Below are 16,408 nucleotides of genomic sequence, written 5' to 3'. Positions count from 1 at the left end.
TCAGCGGCGCTCCGTGTCCGCCCTCCAGTCTGCCCGCCCCGCCGCGGGCGGAAACGCGGTGCTCCGGCCGGGCGGGACGACGGCGCCACCTACCATCGGCGCGTGATCGACCTGCGCATGCTCCGTGATGACCCCGACGCCGTCCGCGCCAGCCAGCGCGCCCGCGGGGACGACGAGTCCCGGGTCGACACCCTGCTCGCCGCCGACGCCGAGCGCCGCGCGGCGGTGCACCGCGCCGACGACCTGCGCGCCGAGCAGAAGACCGTCTCGCAGTCGGTGAAGAAGGCCACCCCCGAGGAGCGGCCCGCGGTCCTGGAGCGGGCCAAGGCCCTCTCCGCCGAGGTCAAGGCGGCCGAGGAGGCCACCCGCGCCGCCGACGAGGCGCTGCGCGCCGCGCACCTGGCCATCGCCAACGTGGTCGCCCCCGAGGTGCCGCCGGGCGGCGAGGACGACGCGGTCACCCTGCGCACCGTCGGCGAGGTGCCCAGCTACGACTTCGAGCCCCGCGACCACCTCGACATCGGCACCGCGCTGGGCGCCATCGACATGGAGCGCGGCGCCAAGGTCTCCGGCTCGCGCTTCTACTTCCTCACCGGCCCCGGCGCGCTGCTGGAGTTCGCGCTGGCCCAGCTGGCCATCACCCGCGCCGTGGCCGCCGGGTTCGTCCCCGTCGTCGCGCCCGCGCTGGTCGGCGCGCAGGCGATGGAGGGCACCGGGTTCCTCGGCGAGCACCTCGAGGAGGTCTACCGCGTCGAGCGCGACGACCTGTACCTCGTCGGGACGTCGGAGGTCGCGCTGGCCGGCATGCACGCCGACGAGGTGCTCGACCTGTCGGCCGGGCCGCGCCGCTACGCCGGCTGGAGCTCCTGCTTCCGCCGCGAGGCCGGCTCCTACGGCAAGGACACCAAGGGCATCATCCGGGTGCACTGGTTCGACAAGGTCGAGATGTTCAGCTTCTGCCCGCCGGAGCAGGCCCAGGCCGAGCACCTGCGGCTGCTGCAGTGGGAGGAGGAGTTCCTCCAGGCCCTCGAGCTGCCCTACCGGGTGGTCGACATCGCCGCCGGCGACCTGGGCACCAGCGCCGCCCGCAAGTACGACATCGAGGCGTGGTTCCCCACCCAGGGCACCTACCGCGAGCTGACCTCCACCTCGGACTGCACCACCTTCCAGGCCCGCCGGCTGGGCATCCGCTACCGCGACGCCGACGGCAAGCCGCAGACCGCGGCCACCCTCAACGGCACGCTGTGCGCGATCGCCCGCACCATCGCCTGCCTGCTCGAGGTGCACCAGCGCGCCGACGGCTCGGTGCACGTGCCCGCCGCGCTGCGCCCCTGGCTCGGCGGCCACGAGGTCCTCTCGCCGGGGATGTCCCTGGCGCCCTCCGCGTGACAGCCCACATCCCTGCTCGGGCGGCCAACCAGCTGCCCGCGCACAGCGGCGGTGCGGGCAGCGACGTCGTCCTCGAGCTCGGGAATCTCGGCCCCTGGCGGCCGCGGCTGGTCGCGACCGACCTCGACGGCACGCTGCTGACCAGCCAGGGCACGGTCAGCGACCGCACCCGGGCCGCGATGGACGCCAGCTGGGCGGCCGGGGTGCCGGTCGTCGGCGTCACCGGCCGGGGCCCGCGCCTGCTGGACAGCGTGCGGACGACGCTGGGCGGGCGCGGTGTCGCCGTCCTCGCGCAGGGCGGCTTCGTCGTCGACCTCGACCGGGACGAGGTGCTGCGCACCGTCGGGCTGCCCCGCGACCGGGCGCAGGCCGTCGTCGACGCGATCGAGGCGGTCACCGGTGAGCTGGTGCTGGCCGTCGAGGACGCCGACACCCAGGGCGCCGCGCTCTCGCCGCTGCGCGTGCAGCACGGCTTCGACTGGCCCTACCCCGAGCCCGCCGACCTGCTGCCGCGGCACGACGTGCTGCCTGAGGGCCCGGTGCTCAAGGTGTTCCTGCGCTCGGAGACCCTCGGCCAGGACGAGCTGCTCGCGCTGGCCCGCTCGGTCACCGACCCCTCCGACGCCGAGGTCACCCACGCGGGCCTGGGCTTCATCGAGGTCCTGCCGCCGGGCATCACCAAGGCCAGCGGGCTCGCGGTGGCGCTGGAGCGCTTCGGCGTCGCGGCGTCCGACGTCCTGGTCTTCGGCGACATGCCCAACGACCTGCCCATGATCACCGCGGTGAACGAGGCCGGTGGCCGCTCGGTCGCCGTCGCCAACGCCCACCCGGCCGTGCTCGCCGCGGCCACCGGCCGCACCGGCGGCCACGACGCCGACGGCGTCGCCCGCTACCTGGAGGCCCTGCAGCAGTGACCGCCTGGACCCCGAAGCTCATCGCCAGCGACATGGACGGCACGCTGCTGCGCAGCGACGAGACCGTCGCGCCGGCCACCCTGGAGCAGGTCCGCGCCTGGGGCGAGGACGGCGTGCCCTTCGTGCTGGCCACCGGCCGCCCCCCGCGCTGGATGCTGTCCATCCGCGAGGTGGTCCCCGAGGGCGTGGCGGTCTGCTGCAACGGCGCCGTCCAGCTCGACCTCGGCCGGTTCGAGGTGCTGCACGAGCACGCCATGGACGTCGACGTCCTGCGGCACGTCACCGCCGAGCTGCGCCGCGAGCAGCCGGGGACCTGGTTCGCCGTCGAGTACGGCCTGGAGTTCCGGCACGAGCCCGTGTACCAGCCGCGCTGGGACGTCGACGCCCCCGGCGTGGCCGTCGCGACGCTGGACGAGATGGTGTCCGCGCCCGCCGCCAAGCTGCTGGCCCGGCACGAGGACCTGCCCCGCGAGGAGTTCCTCGACCTCGTCGCCCGGGCCGTCGGCGACCGGGCCACGGTCACCAACTCCTCCTCCGACGCCCTCGCCGAGATCTCCGCGAAGGGGGTCAGCAAGGCCACCGGCCTGGCCGACGTCTGCGCCGACCTGGGCATCGGCCCGGCCGACGTCGTCTTCTTCGGCGACATGCCCAACGACGTCGCCGCCTTCGAGTGGGTGCGGGCCGGCGGCGGGCGGGCCGTCGCGATGGGCAACGCCCACCCCGACGTCCTCGCCGTCGCCACCGACGTCACCGCCCGCAACGACGAGGACGGCGTGGCCCGGTTCCTGGCCGGCCTACGCGGCTGACCCCGGTCAGAGGTACTGGCCGCCGCCGGGCTGCGGCTGCACCGGCATGCCCTGCTGGCCGCCGGGGAGGGCCTTGCGGCGCATCTCCTCCAGCTGCGCGCGGGCGGCCATCTGCTGGGCGAACAGCGCGGTCTGGATGCCGTGGAAGACGCCCTCGAGCCAGCCGACCAGCTGGGCCTGCGCGATGCGCAGCTCGGCGTCGCTGGGGGTCTCCTCGGCGGTGAAGGGCAGGGTGATGCGCTCCAGCTCGGCGCGCAGCTCCTCCGACAGGCCGCCCTCGAGCTCGCGGATCGAGGCGGCGTGGATGTCGCGCAGCCGGTTGCGGCTGGCCTCGTCCAGGGGAGCGGCCCGGACCTCCTCGAGCAGCTGCTTGATCATCGTGCCGATCCGCATCACCTTGGCCGGCTGCTCCACCAGGTCGCCGACGTCCTCGCCGGTGCCGTCGGGCGCGGGCAGCGCCCCGATCGGCTGGCCGTCGGGCCCGACCACCACGACCTGCCGGCCGCGGGCGGACTGGTCGTCGTTCGAGGGTGCAGTCATGCCTCCATCCTGCCTGCGGCCGCGGCGACCAGCCCGGCGGGTGGCCTGTGACGGAGCGGCCCCTCACCGTCACCGGGGGCCGGTCTAGGGTCGCAGGCATGGGACCCGGGGGCGCTGCGCTGGACGTCGCCCGCGTCCGCGGTCTGTTCCCCGGCCTGTCCGACGGCATGGTGCACGTCGACGGTCCCGGCGGGGCCCTGGTGCCCGAGAGCGTGCTGCGCGCGGTGTCCCAGGCGATGCGGGTGCCGATCGCCAACCGCGGCGGGGTGTTCCCCTCCTCCGCCCGGGCCGAACAGCTGGTCGCCGGGGCCCGCTCGGCCGTGGCCGACCTGGTCGGCGGCACCCCCCGCGGCGTCGTCCTCGGCGCGAGCACGACGTCGCTGACCTACGCGATGGCCCGCACGCTGGCCAAGACCTGGCGCCCCGGCGACGAGGTCGTGGTCAGCCGGCTGGACCACGACGCCAACATCCGGCCCTGGATCCAGCTGGCCCAGGAGCTCGGCCTGCTGGTCAAGTGGGCCGAGGTGGACATCGAGTCCGGCGAGCTGCCGGAGTGGCAGTACGACGAGCTGCTCACCGACCGCACCCGGCTGGTCGCGGTCACCATGGCCAGCAACGCCATCGGCACCCGGCCCGACGTCCGGGCCATCGCCGACCGGGCGCACGCGGTGGGCGCCCTGGTCTACGTCGACGGCGCGCACGCCGCGCCGCACGGCCTGATCGACCTCACCGCCACCGGAGCGGACCTGCTGGCGCTGTCGGCCTACAAGTGGTGCGGGCCGCACGTGGGCGCCGTGGTCGCCGACCCCGACCTGCTGGAGACCCTCGCCCCGGACAAGCTGGCGCCGGCCCCCGACCGGGTGCCCGACCGGTTCGAGACCGGCACCCCGCCCTTCGAGCTCTACGCCGGGGTGGCCGCCGCCGTCGACCACCTGGCCGCGCTGCACCCCGACGCCACCGGCACCCGCCGCGAGCGGCTGCAGACCTCGATGGCCGCGGTGGTGCGGTACGAGGGCGCGCTGTTCGACCGGCTGGACCGCGCGCTGCGGTCGATGCGGCACGTGCAGGTGCTGGGGTCGCCGCAGTACCGCACGCCCACGGTGAGCTTCACCGTCTCCCGGATGACCCCGCGGGCCGTGGCCCGCGAGCTGTCCCGGCGCACGATCTGCGCCTGGGACGGCGACCACTACGCCCGCGAGCTGTTCGACGCCCTCGGCGTCAACGAGCAGGGCGGCGCGGTGCGGCTGGGCATCCTGCACTACAACACGGTCGAGGAGGTCGACCACGTGGTCGACAGCGTGGCCGCCCTCGCCTGAGGTCGGTCAGTCGACGACGAGCAGCACCTTGCCGGTGTGCGAGCTCTCCTCCAGGATGCGGTGGCCGTCGGCGGCCCGGGCCATCGGCAGCCGGGTGTGCACGACCGGGCGGACCCGGCCGGCCTCGACGTCGGGCCACACGTTCTCCCGGACGGCGGCGACCACCGCGGCCTTGCCGTGCGGGCCCTCCACCGGCCGACCGCGCAGCCCGGCGGCGTAGACGCTGCCGCGCTTGGCCAGCAGCGCCCCGAGGTCCAGCTCGCCCTTGCGACCTCCCTGCATGCCGATGACGGTGATCCGGCCGTCGGGGGCGAGGGCGGCGACGTTGCGGGCCAGGTAGGCCGCGCCCATGTTGTCCAGCACCACGTCCGCACCGCCGGCGGCCCGCACCACCTCGACGAAGTCCTCGTCCCGGTAGTCGACGGTGATCTCCGCACCCAGCTCGCGGCAGAACGCCAGCTTCTCCGCGCTGCCGGCGGTGGTGGCCACCCGGGCCCCGGCCCGCACCGCGAGCTGGATGGCCATGGTGCCGATGCCGCTGCCGCCGCCGTGCACCAGCAGCAGCTCGCCGGCCCGCAGCCCGGCCTGCATGAACACGTTGGACCACACGGTGCAGGCCACCTCGGGCAGCGCCGCCGCCGCGGCCAGCTCGACCCCGGCCGGGCGGGGCAGCAGCTGCGCCGCCGGGACGGCGACCCGCTCGGCGTACCCGCCGCCGGCCAGCAGCGCGCAGACCTCGTCGCCGACCTTCCAGCCCTCGACGCCGGGCCCGACCTCGCGGACCACCCCGCTGCACTCCAGGCCGAGCACCTCGCTGGCGCCGGGCGGCACCGGGTAGTTGCCCTCGCGCTGCAGCAGGTCGGCGCGGTTCACCGCGCTGGCCACCACGTCGAGGACGACCTCGCCCTCACCGGCGACCGGGTCGGGCACCTCCGCCCACACCAGGGTCTCGGGGCCGCCGGAGGACTGCTGGGTGATCGCGTGCACGTCCCCGACCGTAGGGGCCACCCGCCGCGCGCGCCCGGCCGGGAACCCGCAGGGTGGGGCGTGCCCCAGCTGCCCGTGCCCGCCGTCGACGCCGTCCCCGCCTGGGTGGGGGAGCACCTGGGCCACCTGCACCGCGACGACGCCGTCCGTCCCTCGGAGCGGTTCCGCGGCGGGCAGGCCGCCGCCGACGCGGCGCTGGCCGCCCTCGACGTCACCGGGTACGCCGGCCGGCGCAACCAGGTGCTGCCTCCGTCGCGCCGAGGGGCCAGTGCGATCAGCCCCTACGTCCGGCACGGGCTGCTGCAGCTGCCCGAGGTGTGGGACGCCGTCGCCGACGCCCCCACCCGCGACCGCACCAAGTACCGCGACGAGCTGATGTGGCAGGAGTACAGCCGGCACCTCTACGCCCGGCTGGGCGCCCGTACCCGGTCGGCGCTGCGGGCCGAGCCGGCCCGCGCGCACGCCCGCTGGCAGGAGCCGTGGCCGCGGGACATGGCCTGCCTGGACACCGTGCTCGGCGAGCTCGACCGCGACGGCTGGCTGGTCAACCAGACCCGCATGTGGGTGTCCTCCCAGTGGACCGTGCGGGCCGGGCACGACTGGGCCGAGGGCGAGGACGAGCTGTACGCCCGGCTGCTCGACGGCTCGCGCGCGGCCAACCGGGTGGGCTGGCAGTGGACGGTCGGGGCCGGCAACGGCAAGGCCTACGGCTTCTCCCGCTGGCAGGTGCGCAAGCGGGCACCGGGGCTGTGCGAACGGTGCCCGCTGGCCGCGGACTGCCCGATCGAGGACTGGCCCGAGGACCAGCCGACCCGCTGGCTCGACCGCGAGCCGCTGCTGGCCGCCGACCCCTCGCCCGGCACCACCGCCGGCCCGGTCGAGGTGGAGTCCACCGGGGAGCCCGAGGCGGTCTGGCTGACCGCGGAGTCCCTGGGGACGTCGGACCCCGCGCTGGCCGCCCACCCCGGCCTGCCGGTGGTGTTCGTGCTGGACGAGCCGCTGCTGGCCCGGCTGCGGCTGGCCTCCAAGCGGCTGGTCTTCCTGGTCGAGACCCTCGCCGAGCTGGCGGAGGACCGGGAGGTCGAGCTGTACCTGGGCGACCCGGCCGACGTGCTCGCCGGCCGGGCCCCGGCGGTGACCCACGCCCCGGTGCCCGGGTTCGGCCGCCGGGCCGCGGCGGTGCAGCCGGTGGAGCTGCACCCGTGGCCCTGGCTGCGCCGCCCGGGGGCCGGGCCGGTGTCCAGCTTCAGCGCCTGGCGGAAGGGGCTGCCCCGCCGCTAGCGGGAGCGGAGCTCCTTGCGGAGGATCTTGCCGGCCGCGCTCTTGGGCACCGTCTCGATGAACTCCACGATGCGGATCTTCTTGTGCGGCGCGACCTTCTCGGCCATGTAGGCCATCACCTCGTCCTCGGTGATCCCCGACCCGGGCGCCCGCACCAGGAAGGCCTTGGGCAGCTCCTCGCCCGACTCCTCGTCCTTGACCCCGATGACCGCGGCGTCGGCGATGCCCGGGTGGGCGATGAGCACGGCCTCGAGCTCGGCGGGCGCCACCTGGTAGCCCTTGTACTTGATCAGCTCCTTGACCCGGTCGACCACGGTGTAGCGGCCCAGGTCGTCGACCACCGCGACGTCGCCGGTGTGCAGCCAGCCCTCGCCGTCCAGGGTGTCGCGGGTGGCCTGCTCGTTGTTCAGGTAGCCGGCCATCACCTGCGGCCCGCGCACCCACAGCTCCCCGCTCTGGCCCTCGGCGGCGTCCTCGCCGGTGGCCGGGTCGACCAGCCGGCACTCGGTGCCCGGGATGGCGTAGCCCACCGTGCCCTTGGGGACGTCGGGGTCGCCGGCCGGGCCGGTGCCGCGGTCGGGCGTGGTGTGGCTGACCGGGGAGAGCTCGGTCATGCCGTAGCCCTGCGCGACCGTGACGCCGTCCTCGCCGGCGCCGGCCAGCCCGCGCAGGCGCTGCTCGACGGCCAGCGCCAGCGACTCGTCCAGCGGCGCGGCACCCGAGGTGATCGACCGCAGGCTGGACAGGTCGAACTGCTCGACCAAGGGGTGCTTGGCCAGCGCCAGCAGGATGGGCGGGGCGACGAACGCCCGGGTCACCCGGTGGTCCTGGATGGCCCGCAGGAACTGCTCGAGGTCGAAGCGGGGCAGGGTGATCACCGCGCCGCCCCACTGCAGGCCCTGGTTCATCAGCACGGTCAGGCCGTAGATGTGGAAGAACGGCAGGACGGCGATGATCCGCTCGCCCCCCGGGGCCAGGTCGATGAGCGGGCGGGTCTGCGCGACGTTGGCCACCAGGTTGCGGTGGGTGAGCATGACGCCCTTGGGCAGGCCGGTGGTGCCGCTGGAGTAGGGCAGCGTGACCAGGTCGGTGGCCGGGTCGACGTCCGGGGAGACCGACGGGGCGCCGGAGGTGAGCAGGTCGCGCAGGCTGTCGGCCCCCTCGGCGCCGTCGAGGACGACGAGGTCGGTGATGCCGGCGGCCTCCATGGCCGGCCGGGCGCGGTCCAGGAACGGCGAGACGGTGACCAGCAGCTTGGCCCCGGCGTCCTTGAGCTGGAAGGCGATCTCGTCGGGCGTGTAGAGCGAGTTGACCGGGCTCATCACGCAGCCGGCGGCGGCGATGCCGTGGAAGACGACCGGGTACCAGATGGTGTTGGGGGAGAAGACCGCGACGACGTCGCCCTTGCCCAGGCCGCGGGCGTGCAGCGCGGCGGCGAACCGGTCGACGTACCCGACCAGCTGACCGTGGCTGATCGTCTCGCCGGACAGGCCGTCGACCAGCGCCGGGGCCTCACCGAGCTCGCGCGAGGCGGCGAGCACGTAGCTCGGCACGGGCAGGTCGGGGATCTCGACGTCGGGGAAACGGCTGGCGAGCACCACGGCGGGCTCCTCCTCGGGGTGGGGGTGACGCCAGTCTCACACCCGCCCGGTGAGCCGCGTCACCGGGGCCAGAGCACCTGCTGGGTGCAGCGGAACAGCGCGGTGGTCCTGCCGGTCCCCGGGTTCGTGACCACGGCGTCCCAGACCTGGGTGGTGCGACCGGCGTGCACGTTCGTGGCCACGCACTCGATCCGGCCCTCGCGCGCGGTGCCGAGGAAGTTGCTCTTCAGCTCGATCGTGGTGAACCCGGTCGAGCCCTCGGGCAGCAGCGCGCGGGTGGCCAGCCCGCACGAGGTGTCCGCCAGCGCCACCACCGTCGCGGCGTGCAGGTAGCCGTTGGGCGCCAGCACCTCCGGCCGCACGTCGAGGTGGCTGGTCAGCCGGCCGACCTCGTGCGTGTCGACGACGACGCCGACCAGGCCCGGCAGGGTCCCCGGCAGCAGGTCGTTGAGCTCGTCGGCGGTGTGGAACCCGGTGGCGGCCATGCCGCGCACCCTAGGTCCGGGGCCACCGGTGGGCGGCTGCCGGGTGGCTGGCCGGCAGGCGCGGTCCCTCGCCGCCCATCCGCTCGCGCAGGGTGCCCGTCCTCCGCCGTCCGGGGGTGCGCAGGCCGCGGCGCTCCAGCTCGGGCAGCACGTGCTCGACGACGTCGACGAACGCGCTGTGGTCGCCGAACGTCGGCTCGAACATGAACCCGTCCACGCCGGTCGCCTCGACGACCGCCGCGAGCTGCTCGCCGACCGACGCCGGGTCGCCGGTCACCTGGAACCCGCGCAGGCCGTGCGCCCGGAACTTCTCCAGCACCTCGGCCACGGTCGGCTCGCCGGTGCGGGTGAACCGTTCCAGGGCGGTGCGGCCCTGCTCGGTCGACTGGGTGGAGATGGGCAGGTCGGGGTCCAGGGCCAGCAGGTCGATGCCGGTGTTGGCCAGGTAGAGCGCGGCGGCGTCCTCGGGGCGGAACTGCGCGTCGAGCTCGGCGCGCAGGTCGGCGGCCCGGCCGGCGTCCGGGTCGACGACGACGCTGACCCCGGTGACCACCCGCAGCCCGTCGGTGCGGCCGTGCCCCTCGGCGCGGCGGCGCAGGTCGGCGACGTGCTCGGCGCAGGAGGCGGTCGAGGTGCCCTGCAGGAAGACCACCTCGGCGTGCAGCGCCGCGAAGTCCCGGCCCCGGGCCGAGGTGCCGGCCTGGAACAGCGTGGGCGTCCGCTGCGGGGACGGCGGCACCACGAACACGCCGGTGGAGGTGCGGTGCGCCCCGCGGTGCTCGACCGGGCGGATGCGTGCCGGGTCGGCCCACACGTCGCCGGCGACGTCGTTGCGGAGGGCGTCGTCGGCCCAGGAGCCCTCCCACAGCTGGTAGCAGATCTCGGCGAACTCGTCGGCGATGTCGTAGCGGGCCGCGTGGTCGGGCAGCACCTGCTGGCCGAAGGTGCGGGCGATGGAGTTCGGGCTGGCGCCGGTGACCATGTTCCAGCCGATGCGGCCGCGGGTCAGGTGGTCCAGCGTGGCGAACCGGCGGGCTGAGGCGTAGGGCGCCTCGACGGTGGTCTGCGAGGTGACCACGATGCCCAGGTCGCGGGTGGCCGCGGTCAGCGCGGTGACGATCATCATCGGGTCCAGCTGGCCGAACTGGACGCCGTGCCGGGCGCCGACGTCGAGCAGGTCACCCCGGGCGTCGGTGGCGTAGCCGTAGCTGTCGGCGAAGAACAGGAACTCCAAGCCCGCGTCGTCCAGCAGCCTGGCCAGGCCCAGCCAGTGGTCGAGGTCGGTGTACCGGTCGGCGCGGGCGTGCGGGTGCCGCCAGGTCGGGTGGGCGTTGTTCGGGTAGAGCATCTCGAAGACGCCCAGCACCAGGTCGCGGGTCACGGCGCGGAGGCTAGGTGCGCCGCATTACGGACGTGGTCGTCCCTCAGGCCAGGCCGCGGACCGTCCGCAGCGGAGGCCGGTCGCCGCGGATGCTCGCGACCATGTCGAGGGTCTGCCGGGTGGCCGCGACGTCGTGCGCGCGGAACACCCGGGCGCCCAGCCACGCGCTGACCGCGGTCGCGGCGAGGGTGCCGGTGAGGCGGTCCTCCAGCGGGACGCCGAGGGTCTCGCCGACGAAGTCCTTGTTGCTCAGCGCCATGAGCACCGGCCAGCCGGTGGCGACCAGCTCGCCGATCCGCCGGGTGGCCTCCAGGGAGTGCCGGGTGTTCTTGCCGAAGTCGTGCCCGGGGTCGACCAGCACCCGGTCCCGGTCCACCCCGGCGGCCACCGCCTTCTCCGCGAGGTCCGTCGTGCGGGCCACGATGTCGGCGACCACGTCGGGGTAGCCGACCCGGTGCGGTCGGGTCCGCGGCGGCAGCCCGCCGGCGTGCGTGCAGACGATCCCGGCGCCCGCCTCGGCGGCCACCTCGGCGAGCTCGGGCTCGACCCCGCCCCAGGCGTCGTTGACCACGTCGGCGCCGGCGGCCAGCACCTCGCGGGCCACCTCGGCGCGCCAGGTGTCGATCGAGATCGGCAGCGCGGGGTGCGCGGCCCGGATGGCGGCGACCAGGTCGACGGTGCGGCGGATCTCCTCGGCCGGGGTCACCACCTCGCCGGGTGCGGCCTTGACCCCGCCGACGTCGACCATGTCCGCGCCCTCGGCGACGACGCCGTCGACCCGCTCGACGGCGGCCTGCAGCTCGTAGGTCGCGCCCCGGTCGAAGAAGGAGTCCGGCGTCCGGTTGACGATGGCCATCACCACCAGCCCGCCGTCGGGGACGTCGAGGGAGCCGATCCGCAGGGTCACGCCAGCAACCGTGCCACGGGCAGCAGGGCGTGCACGCCGACGACCTGGTTGACCACCTGGGTCACCCGCAGGTCGACCAGCACCGAGGCCAGCGCCAGCGCCTCCGACCGGCTCACCCCGTGCAGTGCGCCCATGAGGTCCAGCACGGCGTCCAGGGCGTGGCCGGTCGCGGTGTCCAGGTCGTCGGCCACGCCCATCGCCACCCACCCGGCCGGGGTGCGCGCGACCGGGGTGCGCAGCTGCAGGCCGTGCAGGTCGTCGAGCAGGTCGACGGTCAGCGTGGCCTCGACGGGGCACTCGATCGCCGTCCCGCTGACCTCGCCGTCGCCCTGCGCGGCGTGCCCGTCGCCGACCGACAGCAGCGCACCGGGCACGGTGACCGGCAGGTACAGCACCGACCCCGCGACCAGCTCCCGGCAGTCCAGGTTCCCGCCGTGCCAGCGGGGCGGGACGGTGGAGTGCCGGCCCGGCTCGGCCGGGGGCACGCCCACCACCCCGAGGAACGGGGTGGTGGCGACCCGGTGGCCGTGCTGGGTGGTGGCCACGCCGTCGGCGATCGTCCAGCGCAGCACCACCGGGTCCTCCAGCACGCCCAGCCGGCGGTTGAGCGGGGTGTCCCGCAGCCCGCAGTACGTCGTCCCGAAGGCGCCGGGGACGACGTCGTCCACCCGGACGGCGAGGACCTGCCCCGGCCGGGCGCCCCGGACGGCGACCGGGCCGGTCAGCGCGTGCCCGGTGCCCGGCTCCCAGGACGGGTGCCGCGGCCGGGCGGCGAGGTCGCCGCCGTCGAACGGGCCGGTGGACCACCCCGGGTCCAGGCACCCCACGGTGAGGGTGGTGCCCGGGTCGACGGTCACCGCCGGGCGCAGGCCGGGGTCGAACCAGCCGTGCAGCGTGCCCGGCCCGGGGTCGAGCCTCACTCGATCGCCTGGTGCACCAGCGAGCGCAGGTAGCCGCGGATGGGCAGGGTGCTCGAGGGCAGCAGCTGCGTGTAGAAGGTGACGGTCAGGTCCTCGACCGGGTCCACGTAGAACGCCGTGGACGCCGCCCCGCCCCACGAGTAGTCGCCCACCGAGGAGACCGTGCCGTAGCGGGCCGGGTCCAGGACCATCGAGAAGCCCAGGCCGAAGCCGACCCCGCGCAGCGGCGTCTCGGCGAACAGCGGCCGGCCGTAGGTCTCCAGGTCCGCACCGCCCGGGATGTGGTTGCGGACCATGTGCGCGATCGTCCGGGAGCCCAGCACCCGGGTGCCGTCGGGCGCGGTGCCGCCGGCGCGGAGCATCTCGACGAAGCGCAGGTAGTCCCCGGCGGTGGAGACGAGCCCGCCGCCGCCGGACAGGAACGCCGGCTTCTGCTTCGCGGCGGGCTCGAAGGCCTCGAGCGGGACCAGGCCCGGGGCGTAGAGGCGGGCCAGCCGGGCGGGGTCGTCGCCGGGGCGCAGGCCGAAAGAGGTCTCGGTCATGCCGAGGGGGCCGAACACGCGCTCGGCGAACACCTCGTCCAGCGGCTTGCCGGCGACCACCTCGACCAGCCGGCCCAGCACGTCGGTGGACACGCCGTAGTTCCACTCGCTGCCGGGCTGGAAGACCAGCGGCAGCGCGGCCCACTGCCGGCTGACCTCGGCGGAGTCCGCCCCCGGCGGGGTGCCCCACTCGTGGCCGGCGGCCCGGTAGGCGGCGTCGACCGGGTGCACGTGGTGGAAGCCGTAGGTCAGGCCCGAGGTGTGGGTGAGCAGGTGCCAGATGCGGATTGGTTCGGTGGCGGGCACGGTGACCGGCTTGGCGGCGGGGCCGGCGACGTAGACCCGCGGCTCGGCGAACTCCGGCAGCCAGCGGCTGATCGGGTCGGTCAGCTCGAAGGCGCCCTCCTCGTACAGGCTCATCGCCGCGACGGAGGTGATCGGCTTGGTCATCGAGTAGATGCGCCAGATCGTGTCGGGGGTGACCGGGAGCCCGGCCCCGACGTCGCGGGAGCCGTAGCTGCCGACGTGGGCGAGCGCCCCGTGCCGGGCCACGGTGACCAGGAAGCCGGGCAGCCGGCCCTCGTCGACCCAGCGGGCTAGCCGGGCGTCCAGCCGCGCCAGCCGGGCGGCGTCCAGTCCTACGGAGGCGGGGTCGGTCTCGACGGTGAGCACACCCGCATCCTGCACCGCGGGTCCGACAGCCCGGGTTCCTCCCCCACAGAAGTCCGTCCCCCTGCACCAGATCTCGTGCAGGGGGACGGAGTTCGATCAGGGGACCTGATCAACGCTGCGCAGGCGCAGCGGAGGCGTCACTTCACCGGGACGGCGGCGGCGGCCTTCTTCAGGTTGGAGCCGGCGGTCAGCTTCGCGGTGTTCGAGGCGGCGATCTCGATGGTCTCGCCGGTCTGCGGGTTGCGGCCGGTGCGCGCCGAGCGCGAGGAGCGCTCCAGGGTCAGCAGGCCGGAGATGGCGATCTTGTCGCCGCGGGTGAGGGCGTCCACGAACTCCTCGCCCATGGCGGCGATGACGGAGTCGACGGTGGCGGCGGGCACGTCGGCGCGCTTGGAGATGGCGGAGACGAGTTCGGCCTTGTTCACGGTGGTTCCTCTCGGTGGTCTGCAAGGCCCGGTCGGGGTGTCCACCCCGGTGCGGGCGGGCCGGACGACGGGGTCGTCGGCCGGGGACGGCAGGCACGTTGCCATGCCACGGCGCGGTCTGGCCAGTCAGATGCCCGGATTGGCGGGCTTTTCACGTCCCAACCGACCCAGGCGACCCTCTGCGGCACCCGCGCGGTCTCCTTATGGTTGGTCCATGCCACGACTCCCCGGGACCGACCTGACCGTCAGCGACCTCTGCTTCGGCGGCAACGTGTTCGGCTGGACCGCCGACGAGTCCACCTCCTGGGCGCTGCTGGACCGCTTCGTCGACGCCGTGCCCAGCACGCAGACGCCGTTCGTGGACACCGCCGAGATGTACGGCAACGGCCTGTCGGAGCAGATCCTGGGCCGCTGGATGGCCGAGCGCGGGCGCGACCGGGTGGTGGTGGCCACCAAGGCCTCCCCGGGGGAGAAGGAGCACCCGCTGTCGGCCCCGGAGATCCGCGACGCCGCCGAGCGGTCGCTGCGCAACCTGCAGACCGACCACATCGACCTCTACTACGCCCACTACGACGACCAGACCACGCCGCTGGAGGAGACGCTCACCGCCTTCGACGAGCTGGTGCAGGCCGGCAAGGTGCGCCACGTCGCGGCGTCCAACTACTCGGCGCAGCGGCTCACCGAGGCCCTCGACATCCAGCAGGAGAAGGGCCTGGCGCCCTACGTCGCGCTGCAGCCGCACTACAACCTGATGGAGCGCCCGGTCTACGAGGACGAGCTGCGCGACGTCGTCGCCGACCGCGGGCTGGGCACGCTGCCCTACTTCTCGCTGGCCAAGGGCTTCCTGACCGGCAAGTACCGGGCCGGGGAGACCATCGACTCCCCGCGCGCGAAGGGCGCCTCCGCCTACGTTGGCGAGAAGGGCGACCGGGTGCTCGCCGCGCTGGCGCAGGTCGCCGACGCGCACGGCACCACCGGGTCGGCGGTCGCGCTGCGCTGGCTGGCCGACCGGCCGACCGTGGTCGCGCCGATCGCCAGTGGCCGCTCGGTCGAGCAGCTGGCCGACCTGCTGCCGATGCTGGACCTGCGCCTCACCGACGACGAGCGCGCCGCGCTGGACGACGCCTCGGCCTGACCTACCGGGCGGCGGCGGCGCCGGCCAGGTCCTCCACCCGGACCAGGCCGACGACCGCGCCGGCGGCGTCGGTGCAGGGCACCGGGTCGAACCGGACGGCGGGACGGCGGGCCAGCGCCCGGTGCAGGGCCTCGGTGACCGGGGTGCCCACGTCGAGCACCAGCGCGGCCGGGGCCTCGAACCAGGCGCCGGTGCGGGCGTCCACCAGGGAGAGGGTGGCCGGTCGGCCGGCGTCGTCGAGGACCAGCACCGGCGGGGTGAGCTGGCGGTCGTCCCGGCCGGGGGACCAGGTGCGCACCGGGCGCAGCAGGCCGCGGACCGTGGTGTCGCCGCCGGCCCGCTGTGCGCGGGTGCCCAGCGCGCGGACCACGCGGGGCGCGGCCGGGCCGTAGCCGTCGGCCGGCGGGCCGACCAGCCAGCCGCGGGCGGCGTGCACGCCGGCGTCGAGCAGGCCGTGCAGCTCGGCGTCGGTCTCCACGCCGTCGGCCAGCACGGTCGCCCCGGCCGCTGCGGCGTAGGCCAGCACGCCGGTGGCCACCGCGGTGCGCCGGGTGTCCCCGGCCAGCCCGGCGACCAGCGGCGCGGGCAGCAGGACGACGTCGGCCGGCAGCTGCGGCAGCCGGTGCAGCAGGGCAGCGGGGACGGCGAGGGCGGCGCCCCGCTCGCGCAGCACGGTGCAGCGCCGCAGCAGGGCGGCCTCGTCGTCGACGTTGGCGTCGGCGAGCTCGAGGACGACCCCGGTCAGCGGGACGGACAGGGCGGTGTGCACGACCGGCGCGCCCAGCAGCCACGGGTCGACCGGGACGTGCAGCCGGCCGGCGGCGGGGCGGCGGGCCAGCGCGGTCTGCAGCAGCAGGGCCTGCAGGGGCGCGGCCAGGCCGGCGTCGTGCGCGGCGGCGAACCAGACGTCGGGGGTGGCGGTGCCGGGGAAGCGGGCGGCCGCCGTCCAGCCGGTCACCGAGCCGTCGGCCAGGTCGACCACGGGGGAGTGCACGACGGTGAGGTCGTCGGGGTCGGCCAGCAGCGGACGGCAGTCGGTGCGGGCGGTCGGCTCGTACAGGTCGGTCACGCTGGTCTGATCGACCGGCACCGGACGGTCCTGGACCG

Annotated in this window: 16 protein-coding genes; 6 read left to right on the top strand and 10 right to left on the bottom strand. The window is 75.3% G+C overall.

What is annotated here, in order from left to right; all coding sequences use genetic code 11:
- Window positions 1-102: 102 nt before the first annotated feature.
- The 3 genes from serS to BM158_RS11565 are packed head-to-tail and all read left to right on the top strand — an operon-like array spanning window position 103 to window position 3,109.
- Window positions 103-1,389 carry a serine--tRNA ligase gene (gene serS / locus BM158_RS11575; protein ID WP_091558223.1) on the top strand — a complete coding sequence of 429 codons (1,287 nt, stop codon included), beginning with the start codon at window positions 103-105 and terminating at the stop codon, window positions 1,387-1,389.
- Window positions 1,386-2,303 carry an HAD family hydrolase gene (locus BM158_RS11570; protein WP_229827680.1) on the top strand — a complete coding sequence of 306 codons (918 nt, stop codon included), beginning with the start codon at window positions 1,386-1,388 and terminating at the stop codon, window positions 2,301-2,303. The genes serS and BM158_RS11570 overlap by 4 nt, the downstream gene beginning before the upstream one ends.
- Window positions 2,300-3,109 carry a Cof-type HAD-IIB family hydrolase gene (locus BM158_RS11565; RefSeq protein WP_091558219.1) on the top strand — a complete coding sequence of 270 codons (810 nt, stop codon included), beginning with the start codon at window positions 2,300-2,302 and terminating at the stop codon, window positions 3,107-3,109. Before BM158_RS11570 ends, BM158_RS11565 begins: the two co-directional genes overlap by 4 nt.
- A 6-nt stretch (window positions 3,110-3,115) precedes the next feature.
- Here BM158_RS11565 and BM158_RS11560 read toward each other — a convergent pair whose 3' ends face one another.
- The gene (locus BM158_RS11560) at window positions 3,116-3,649 is read right to left on the bottom strand and encodes a bacterial proteasome activator family protein (RefSeq protein WP_091558215.1); all 534 of its coding nucleotides are present in this window, start codon (window positions 3,647-3,649) and stop codon (window positions 3,116-3,118) included.
- Window positions 3,650-3,747: 98 nt separating this feature from the next.
- On the opposite strand from BM158_RS11560, the gene BM158_RS11555 reads away from it, so the two are divergent.
- Window positions 3,748-4,965 carry a cysteine desulfurase-like protein gene (locus BM158_RS11555; protein WP_091558210.1) on the top strand — a complete coding sequence of 406 codons (1,218 nt, stop codon included), beginning with the start codon at window positions 3,748-3,750 and terminating at the stop codon, window positions 4,963-4,965.
- A 6-nt stretch (window positions 4,966-4,971) separates the two neighbouring features.
- Here BM158_RS11555 and BM158_RS11550 read toward each other — a convergent pair whose 3' ends face one another.
- The gene (locus BM158_RS11550; protein ID WP_091558206.1) at window positions 4,972-5,952 is read right to left on the bottom strand and encodes an NAD(P)H-quinone oxidoreductase; all 981 of its coding nucleotides are present in this window, start codon (window positions 5,950-5,952) and stop codon (window positions 4,972-4,974) included.
- 60 nt (window positions 5,953-6,012) lie between these two features.
- Between BM158_RS11550 and BM158_RS11545 the strand changes: the two genes are divergently transcribed.
- On the top strand, window positions 6,013-7,233 hold the full coding sequence (locus BM158_RS11545; protein WP_091558203.1) for an FAD-binding domain-containing protein: 1,221 nt from the start codon (window positions 6,013-6,015) through the stop codon (window positions 7,231-7,233).
- Here BM158_RS11545 and BM158_RS11540 read toward each other — a convergent pair.
- The 7 genes from BM158_RS11540 to BM158_RS11510 all read right to left on the bottom strand — a co-directional run bounded on the left by BM158_RS11540 (window position 7,230) and on the right by BM158_RS11510 (window position 14,166).
- Window positions 7,230-8,834 (bottom strand): 4-coumarate--CoA ligase family protein, encoded by a 1,605-nt coding sequence (locus tag BM158_RS11540; RefSeq protein ID WP_091558200.1) that lies wholly within the window; start codon window positions 8,832-8,834, stop codon window positions 7,230-7,232. The two genes, BM158_RS11545 and BM158_RS11540, sit on opposite strands and share 4 nt — an antisense overlap.
- 59 nt (window positions 8,835-8,893) lie before the next feature.
- Window positions 8,894-9,319, bottom strand: a complete 426-nt coding sequence (locus BM158_RS11535) for a PaaI family thioesterase (RefSeq protein WP_091558878.1) — start codon at window positions 9,317-9,319, stop codon at window positions 8,894-8,896.
- Between the two features lie 10 nt (window positions 9,320-9,329).
- Window positions 9,330-10,700, bottom strand: coding sequence for an NtaA/DmoA family FMN-dependent monooxygenase (locus BM158_RS11530; protein ID WP_091558197.1), 1,371 nt, complete (start codon window positions 10,698-10,700; stop codon window positions 9,330-9,332).
- A gap of 43 nt (window positions 10,701-10,743) precedes the next feature.
- Entirely contained in the window at window positions 10,744-11,607 is an 864-nt protein-coding gene (gene folP / locus BM158_RS11525; protein ID WP_229827681.1) for a dihydropteroate synthase, read from the bottom strand.
- Window positions 11,604-12,527, bottom strand: a complete 924-nt coding sequence (locus BM158_RS11520) for an acetamidase/formamidase family protein (RefSeq protein WP_091558194.1) — start codon at window positions 12,525-12,527, stop codon at window positions 11,604-11,606. The genes folP and BM158_RS11520 overlap by 4 nt, the downstream gene beginning before the upstream one ends.
- Window positions 12,524-13,741 carry a serine hydrolase domain-containing protein gene (locus tag BM158_RS11515; RefSeq protein WP_091558191.1) on the bottom strand — a complete coding sequence of 406 codons (1,218 nt, stop codon included), beginning with the start codon at window positions 13,739-13,741 and terminating at the stop codon, window positions 12,524-12,526. The genes BM158_RS11520 and BM158_RS11515 overlap by 4 nt, the downstream gene beginning before the upstream one ends.
- Window positions 13,742-13,878: 137 nt before the next feature.
- A complete protein-coding gene (locus BM158_RS11510; RefSeq protein WP_191328681.1) occupies window positions 13,879-14,166 on the bottom strand; it encodes an HU family DNA-binding protein in 288 nt (95 codons plus the stop codon).
- 214 nt (window positions 14,167-14,380) lie between these two features.
- Between BM158_RS11510 and BM158_RS11505 the strand changes: the two genes are divergently transcribed.
- Window positions 14,381-15,301 (top strand): aldo/keto reductase, encoded by a 921-nt coding sequence (locus tag BM158_RS11505; protein WP_091558184.1) that lies wholly within the window; start codon window positions 14,381-14,383, stop codon window positions 15,299-15,301.
- A 1-nt stretch (window position 15,302) separates the two neighbouring features.
- On the opposite strand, the gene BM158_RS11500 is transcribed toward BM158_RS11505, so the two are convergent.
- Complete coding sequence (locus BM158_RS11500) at window positions 15,303-16,391, bottom strand: EAL domain-containing protein (protein ID WP_165628899.1); 1,089 nt, start codon at window positions 16,389-16,391, stop codon at window positions 15,303-15,305.
- Between the last annotated feature and the right edge of the window lie 17 nt (window positions 16,392-16,408).

Source organism: Klenkia taihuensis, assembly GCF_900112525.1.
Classification (GTDB): domain Bacteria; phylum Actinomycetota; class Actinomycetes; order Mycobacteriales; family Geodermatophilaceae; genus Klenkia; species Klenkia taihuensis.
This window is presented reverse-complemented; position numbering and strand designations above follow the sequence as displayed.

Bases quoted from the DNA above. Each gene is read 5' to 3' on its own strand.
- BM158_RS11560 (WP_091558215.1), bottom strand. From the start codon at position 3,649: ATGACTGCACCCTCGAACGACGACCAGTCCGCCCGCGGCCGGCAGGTC.
- BM158_RS11555 (WP_091558210.1), top strand. From the start codon at position 3,748: ATGGGACCCGGGGGCGCTGCGCTGGACGTCGCCCGCGTCCGCGGTCTG.
- BM158_RS11535 (WP_091558878.1), bottom strand. From the start codon at position 9,319: ATGGCCGCCACCGGGTTCCACACCGCCGACGAGCTCAACGACCTGCTG.
- BM158_RS11505 (WP_091558184.1), top strand. From the start codon at position 14,381: ATGCCACGACTCCCCGGGACCGACCTGACCGTCAGCGACCTCTGCTTC.